General features: G+C 70.3%; 7 protein-coding genes. 5 read left to right on the top strand and 2 right to left on the bottom strand.

Features of this window, described 5'->3' with window-relative positions:
- Nucleotides 1-575 (bottom strand): hypothetical protein (locus tag VF697_RS06030; RefSeq protein ID WP_331092533.1); only part of this gene is annotated, 575 nt, incomplete at its 3' end.
- A gap of 157 nt (nt 576-732) precedes the next feature.
- Here VF697_RS06030 and VF697_RS06025 point away from each other — a divergent pair.
- The 5 genes from VF697_RS06025 (at nt 733) to VF697_RS06005 (ending at nt 6,686) form a co-directional block, all read left to right on the top strand.
- Complete coding sequence (locus tag VF697_RS06025) at nt 733-2,748, top strand: potassium transporter Kup (RefSeq protein WP_331092532.1); 2,016 nt, start codon at nt 733-735, stop codon at nt 2,746-2,748.
- A 16-nt stretch (nt 2,749-2,764) separates the two neighbouring features.
- Nucleotides 2,765-3,841 (top strand): succinyl-diaminopimelate desuccinylase, encoded by a 1,077-nt coding sequence (gene dapE, locus VF697_RS06020; RefSeq protein WP_331092531.1) that lies wholly within the window; start codon nt 2,765-2,767, stop codon nt 3,839-3,841.
- A gap of 283 nt (nt 3,842-4,124) precedes the next feature.
- Nucleotides 4,125-5,009: a hypothetical protein gene (locus tag VF697_RS06015; RefSeq protein WP_331092530.1), complete on the top strand. Its 885-nt coding sequence runs from the start codon at nt 4,125-4,127 to the stop codon at nt 5,007-5,009.
- A 95-nt stretch (nt 5,010-5,104) separates the two neighbouring features.
- Nucleotides 5,105-5,383: a hypothetical protein gene (locus VF697_RS06010; RefSeq protein ID WP_331092529.1), complete on the top strand. Its 279-nt coding sequence runs from the start codon at nt 5,105-5,107 to the stop codon at nt 5,381-5,383.
- Between the two features lie 316 nt (nt 5,384-5,699).
- A complete protein-coding gene (locus tag VF697_RS06005; RefSeq protein WP_331092528.1) occupies nt 5,700-6,686 on the top strand; it encodes an Rpn family recombination-promoting nuclease/putative transposase in 987 nt (328 codons plus the stop codon).
- 4 nt (nt 6,687-6,690) lie between these two features.
- Here the strand turns inward: VF697_RS06005 and VF697_RS06000 are convergent.
- The coding region (locus VF697_RS06000) for a DMT family transporter (protein ID WP_331092527.1) at nt 6,691-7,025 on the bottom strand (335 nt) is incomplete at its 5' end.

Here is a 7,025-nt window from a genome sequence, read left to right as displayed (position 1 = left end):
GCACGCAGCAGGGCACAGAGGTCCGCCACGGGCTGCTCGGACAGCTCGTCCAGCCACGCCGCCCCCTCCTCCCCCGGGAAGAGGCGCCACACCAGCGACGCCAGCTCCCGCTCGTCCGGCGCGGGGGGCACGAGCCGCTGGCCGAGCCGCGCCGCGGCGTCCCCCAGCAGGCCCCGGCCAGCGGACAGGCCCGGCTCGGTGAACAGCTGTCGCGCGGACGTCTCGGCGAGCACCGACGCGACGACGCCCCGCAGGGCCTCGCACCACTCGGGCACCTCGCCGAGCACCTCCACCAGCAGCCGCAGGCGCGCCGAGCCCGAGGACTCCACCGGCGCCAGTCGCCCGCGCCGCGACGGCGTGGCCCCGCGCGCCTGGAGCCACCGGGCCAGCTCCTCCAGCCACGCCCCGCGCGTCGCGAGCGGCGCCCGGGGCTGGGCCGACGTCAGCAGCGCCTGCAATTCGCGCAGCCGCTCCTCCGCCTCGCGGGCACCGGGGTAGAGGGCGAGCAGGTGTTCCAACGAGGGAGCGAGGGGGACGGGCTCGGCACGCAGGGGGGGGATGGGGCTGGCGAGCATGGGGGGGTAATATTTGTGCACAAACGAACGAAACGGAAATCAGGGGGACGCGGCTGCTCGGCCAGCGGGGGAGGTCCCTCCTCCCACCCGGGGGTGCGAGTGACTCACACCCCGAGCGGGGGAGAAGGGGGCCTCCCTTCACCTGGAGTGTTTGTTTATGTTCCCCTTGTACCCCCCCTTCGCGGAGTTGATGACCCGTGAGGGGGGGTGCGCTAAGGCTGGCGTCTTCCACGGCGGCCCGGATGGGCCGGCCCGTCTCTTCGAGGTGAGCCTCTCCGTGCACCCCTCCGCTGGCTCCGAACCCCCCTCACTCCGCCGCGTCGCCCTGGGCGCACTGGGTGCGCTGGGGGTGGTCTACGGTGACATTGGCACCTCGCCCCTGTACGCGCTGCGCGAGTGCTTCCATGGGCCGCATGCCATCTCCCCCACGCCCGCCAACGTGCTGGGGGTGCTGAGCCTGTTCTTCTGGGCCCTCATCATCGTCATCTCGGTGAAGTACCTGGCGTTCGTCATGCGCGCGGACAACCGCGGCGAGGGCGGAATGCTGGCGCTGATGGCGCTGGTGATGCACCGCACGCGCGAGGGCGCCCCGCACCGCAGCCGCCAGGTGCTGGTGTGGATGGCGCTGTTCGGCGCGGGCCTCATCTACGGCGACGGCGTCATCACCCCGGCCATCTCCGTCCTGTCGGCCACCGAGGGCCTCAACGTGGCCACGCACGTGTTCGAGCCCTACGTGGTGCCGCTCACGCTGGTCATCCTGGTGGGCCTGTTCGTGATGCAGAGCCGGGGCACGGCCGGCATCGGCAAGATCTTCGGGCCGATGATGCTCCTGTGGTTCTTCACCATCGGCACGCTGGGCGCGCGCTCCATCCTGGCCCGGCCGGACGTGCTGCGGGCGGTGTGGCCCGGCCACGCGGTGGACTTCTTCGTCCACAACGGCGTGCACGGCTTCCTGCTGCTGGCGGTGGTCATCCTGGTCATCACCGGTGGCGAGGCGCTCTACGCGGACATGGGCCACTTCGGCCGCAAGCCCATCCGGCTGGCGTGGTTCGCCGTGGCGCTGCCCTCGCTGCTGCTCAACTACTTCGGGCAGGGCGCGCTGCTGCTGCGCGACCCGACGGCGGAGAATCCCTTCTACCAGCTCGCCCCGTCCTTCCTGCTCTACCCCCTGGTGGCGCTCGCCACGCTGGCGGCGAGCATCGCCAGCCAGGCGCTCATCTCGGGCGCCTACAGCCTCACGCGCCAGGCCATCCAGCTCGGCTACAGCCCGCGCATGGAGGTGGTGCACACCTCGGCGGAGGAGGAGGGGCAGATCTACCTGCCCGGCCTCACCTTCGCGATGCTCGTGGGCGTGGTGGTGCTGGTGCTCACCTTCCGCTCCTCGAGCGCGCTGGCGGCCGCCTACGGCATGGCGACCACGGCCGCCATGTCCATCACCACGGTGCTGGCGTACGTGGTGGCGCGCGAGCGCTGGAAGATGCGCCGCGCGGTGGTGCTGCCGGTGACGGCCCTCTTCCTGGCCATCGACCTGTCCTTCCTGGGCGCCAACGTGGTGAAGGTGCCCGATGGCGGCTGGTTCCCCCTCACGCTCGGCCTCATCATCTTCACGCTGATGACGACGTGGAAGCGCGGCCGCGAGCTGCTCGGCGAGCGGCTGCGCTCGGGCGCCCTCTCCGTCGAGGCCCTGCTGGAGAGCTTCCGGGACCATGAGCCCACGCGCGTGCCCGGCACGGCCATCTTCATGACGGGCAACGCGGAGGCCGCGCCCAGCGCGCTCCTGCACAACCTCAAGCACAACAAGGTGCTGCACGAGCAGACGGTGCTCCTCACCATCCAGACGCAGGACGTGCCCCACGTGCCGGCCTCCGAGCGCGTGGAGGTGGTGCCGCTGGAGCTCGGCCTCAAGCGCGTGTACGCGCGCTATGGCTTCATGGAGGACCCGAGCATCCCGGACATCCTCAAGCGCCTGCGGGAGGCCGGGCTGCAGTTCAACCTGATGGGCACCAGCTTCTTCCTCGGCCGCGAGACGATCCTCGTCACCAAGAAGCCGGGCATGGCGCGCTGGCGCGAGGCCCTCTTCATGTGGATGAGCCACAACGCCCGCTCGGCCACGTCCTTCTTCCGCATCCCGCCCAACCGCGTGGTGGAGATGGGCACGCAGGTCGAGCTGTAGCCGTCCGAGCCGAGCCATGAGCGACCTCGCGAGCCGACTTGCCCAGTCCACGCTGGCCCTGTGCCGGATTGCCAGCCCCATCGGGGAGGAGCGGGCCATCGCCGACCACGTGGAGCGCTGGGCGCACGGGCACTTCCCCCAGCGCGAGGTGTTCCGGCTGGGGCACTCGCTGGTGCTGGGCAGCCTCCAGGACGCCCGGCCCACGGTGGCGCTGGTGGGGCACCTGGACACGGTGCCCGCGCACCCGAACGACCGGGAGCCGAGGCTCGAGGGCGAGCGCGTCTTCGGCCTGGGCGCCTCGGACATGAAGGGCGGGCTGGCGGTGATGATGGCGCTGGCGGAGGACCTGCCGCGCGCCGAGCTGCCGGTGAACCTGGTGGTGGTGCTCTACGAGCGCGAGGAGGGCCCCTACCTGGAGAGCGGGCTGGGGCCGCTGTTCGACACGCGGCCGGAGCTCAAGCGGGTGAAGTTCGGCATCGCGATGGAGCCGACGGACGGGGTGGTACAGGTGGGGTGCGTGGGCAGCCTGCACGTGACGCTGCGCTTCAAGGGGCGCAGCGCGCACTCGGCGAGGCCGTGGCAGGGGGAGAACGCCATCCACAAGGCGGGGCCGCTGCTGGCGCACCTGCTGGCGCTGCCCCGGCGCGAGGTGGTGAACGGCGGCTTCCCCTTCTACGAGGTGTTGAACGTCACGAAGGCCTCGGGAGGGCGGGCGCGCAACGTGATTCCGGAGGCGTTCGAGCTCAACCTCAACTACCGGTTCGCGCCGGGGAAGAGCGTGGAGCGGGCGCAGCGGGACGTGCGGGAGCTGGTGGGGGAGGCGGCGGAGGTGGAGTTCACGGACCTGGCGCCCAGCGGCCGGGTGTGCGCGGACAACCCGCTCTTCCAGGGGCTGATGGCGCTCACGGGGCTGCCGGCGGCGTCGAAGCAGGCGTGGACGGACGTGGCGCGCTTCTCGGAGCTCGGGGTGGACGCGGTGAACTTCGGGCCGGGCGAGACGGCGCAGGCCCACCAGGCCAACGAGAGCGCCCCCATCCCCGCGCTCGCGGTGGCCTACGAGAAGCTCGCGACGTTCCTGCGCAACGCGGGCTGAGCTCCCCGTGCGCGGCGTCGCCCGCCTCACGCCCGGGAGATGAACCTCCTGAGCACCAGGAGGCAGCGTCCCGCGTTTCCGTGACACCTGTTTCGCGGAGCGGAACGCGCGGAGGGATGACGCGCCGCACAAGGTATTCCAGTCTCACCGTTTTTAACGGGGTTGGGCGGTTTGCCGCATTGACGGGAAACAGGGTTTCTTTTACTTTCTTGAATAGCGAGACGTTCGAGCCCGCGCGGCTGCCGGAGCGCTCACCCCATTCCAGACATCCACAGGAGACGTCATGAAGGCGACGCTGGTTGCAAAGCTTGTCACGGGTCTGTTGCTGTCCACCGCATGGAGCGCCTCTGCCTGGGCGCAAACCCTGACCAGCTTCACGGCGACGTACAAGGGCGGCAGCTCCACCTGCGGGACGACGTACAACATCCAGGGCAAGGAGCCGTCCTCGACGAGCAGGTACCCGGTCTTCATCTACATGGTGGGCACGTCGGAGACCTACAACAACGCCTCGGCGCTGGCCGCCGTGGACGAGATGGCGGGCCGGGGCTACGTCGCGGCCACCGTCCAGTACGCGAGCTCCTCCTTTGGAGACTGCACCACGCTGTCGGCCCGCTCCAAGTGCATCTTCGACGCGGCCAGCCCGAGCAGCGCTGTCGCGGCCCTCTGCTCCCGCCCCGCCGCGGACTGCTCCAAGGGCATCGTCGTGGCCGGCTTCAGCCAGGGCTCCATCCTGGCGATCCTCTCCAAGAACCATGACGCCCGGGTCCAGGCCGCCTACGGACTGGGCGCTGGCGTGCAGTACTCCTTCTATGACCTCCGCGCCTGCGTCGCCAATGGCAAGCGGGCGCTGTCGAGTGACCGGCTCCGGGCCGTCAATGGCGAGGCAGACAGCTTCATGGGTGGCAGCGAGAGCAGCGTGCGTGGCCAACTCCAGGAACTGACGGGCCGCACCTGCACGTCCACCTCCTGCTTCGCCAGCAACGGCAGCGGCTGGTACATCGTGAAGCACGCGGAGGCCTCGGATGGCAACGCCGACCACTGCTACATGCGCGCGACTGGCGGTTGCAATGGCAGCCAGAACTCCCTGGACCAGAAGTGGCTCAACGGCACCTATAACTGGTCGGTGGACCCCAACCTGCAGTGGCTGACGGGCTTCACCCAGCCGTAGCACCGCAAGAGGCGGGAAGAGTCGTCCTCCGTATTTAGAAGGTCCTCACCGTGGGGGTGCATGAAGGCACGGCGGCCAAGTGTTGGAAGACGCAGATGAACCCGCAACTGCTCCTCCAGGAATCCCCTTCTTTCCGCCGCACGGTGGTGACGATGGTGCTGATCGCCATCCTGCTCTTCGACTGGCAGCCGGACGCTCGGCTGCTGAGCCCTCCGGCGCAGCGGCGGGAGGATGATCGGCCCCTGCCCGAAGATGGGAGCGGGCTGAGCGCCCAGGCCGCCCGACCGCTCCACTCCGCGCACCTGGAGGGCCCACCCCGTCCGCTTCCCGGCGTGCGCCAGTCGGCGAGGCGTCGCCCGAGCCGGCGCGGTTGAGCCCCGTTACGGTGCCTCGGCGCGCTCCTTGATGCGCACGAGGGCCTCGCGGACCTGCTGCAGGTTGCTCCCGTTGTAGCGCAGGGCGTTGGGGTGGGAGAAGCCCTCGTTCCAGCGCTGCGCGGGAAGGATGACGAGCCCGCGCGGGCGCCACTGATGTCCCGGGACATGGTGCCCTCGTAGTCACACAGCGTCCCGTCCATGTCGACGAGCGCCACCAGTTCGGATTTCCGCATGCGGGGGAGCCTACTCCTCCGCGAGGGCCCACGCCCTCCGCGTGTAGCCTGGCCCGCCGCATGCTTCCAGTGCCGCTGCCATGTCGGGACCGCATGACCTCTTCGCCCGCTACACCTTCGGCCACCCCGAGCGAGCCGCGGCCGAGTTGCGCGCCGTGCTGCCCGCGCATGTCGTCTCGGAGGTGGACTGGGCGTCCCTGCGGCGAGAGCCCGGTTCCGTCGTGGACCCGGAGCTGCGGGAGACCGAGAGCGACCTGCTCTTCACGGCTCGGTTGCGCACGGGTCACCCACTGCTGCTGTACGTGCTGCTCGAACACCAGTCCTCGGTGGACCGATGGATGGCGTTGCGGATGCTGCGCTACGTGGTGCGTCAGCTGGAGCGCTGGCGCCAGGAGCATCCGGACAACGAATCACTGCCGCTCATCATCCCGCTCGTCATGTACCACGGGCCCGAGGGGGCCTGGACGGCGCCACGCCGGGTGGAGAACCTCTTCGACCTGCCTGACGAGGGGCGGGAGCGATGGCGTGCGCTGGTACCGCGCTTCGAATACCTGCTCGATGACCTGACGGTCGAGCGGGACGAGGCGCTGAGAGCGCGCCCCGGCCCGCCGCTGGCCCGGCTGGCGTGGCTGGTCCTACGTTACGGACGTACCCGGGAGATGGCCCAGAAGCTGCCGGACTGGGTGGGGCTCCTCGCGCAGGTACAGGCAGGCCCCGAGGGGGCCGAGCATCTGGTGGTGGTCATCCGCTACCTGCTGTGGGTTGGAGACAAGGCCGTCCGTGAAGCGACTGGGCGGGTGTTACATTCGGTACTGGGTGGGCAACGAACGGAGGAGTTGATGCGGAGCTATGCCGAGGAACTCATCGAGCAGGGACGCCAGGAGGAGCGGCTTCACGGGTGTGCCAAGGCCGTGCTTCGGATTCTCGCCGCGCGGGGCGTGCAGGTGGGCGACGAGGCGCAGCAGCGCATCCTCACGTGCACGGACCTGGCGACGCTCGACCGCTGGTTCGACCGGGCTGTGAATGCCACCACCCTCTCCGACGTACTGGAGAACCCGGCGAGCTGAGCGGTCACACCTTCCGCTGACGCGCGGTGAGGGCCAGGAGCACGCCACACAGCAGGGCACTGCCCGCGCCCACCAGCCGCACCGTCAGCGTCTCGCCGAGCAGCAGCACGCCGCCCGCGGCCGCCACCACCGGCACCGCGAGCTGCACCACCGCCGCCCGCATCGCCGTCAGGTGCGGCAGCGCCGCGTACCACAGGCTGTAGCCCACGCCCGAGGCCAGTGCCCCCGAGGCCACCGCGAGCCCCACGCCCATGGGCGTCGCCCTCGGGGCCTCCAGCGTCAGCAGCCCCAGCACGGAGAGCGCCACCGTCATCGGCACGCTGCGCAGGAAGTTGTCCG

Source organism: Archangium sp. (assembly GCF_036388035.1).
In the GTDB taxonomy this organism is placed as follows: Bacteria; Myxococcota; Myxococcia; order Myxococcales; family Myxococcaceae; genus Archangium.
This window is presented reverse-complemented; position numbering and strand designations above follow the sequence as displayed.

Bases quoted from the DNA above. Each gene is read 5' to 3' on its own strand.
- VF697_RS06015 (WP_331092530.1), top strand. From the start codon at position 4,125: ATGAAGGCGACGCTGGTTGCAAAGCTTGTCACGGGTCTGTTGCTGTCC.
- dapE (WP_331092531.1), top strand. From the start codon at position 2,765: ATGAGCGACCTCGCGAGCCGACTTGCCCAGTCCACGCTGGCCCTGTGC.
- VF697_RS06025 (WP_331092532.1), top strand. From the start codon at position 733: ATGTTCCCCTTGTACCCCCCCTTCGCGGAGTTGATGACCCGTGAGGGG.
- VF697_RS06010 (WP_331092529.1), top strand. From the start codon at position 5,105: ATGAACCCGCAACTGCTCCTCCAGGAATCCCCTTCTTTCCGCCGCACG.
- VF697_RS06005 (WP_331092528.1), top strand. From the start codon at position 5,700: ATGTCGGGACCGCATGACCTCTTCGCCCGCTACACCTTCGGCCACCCC.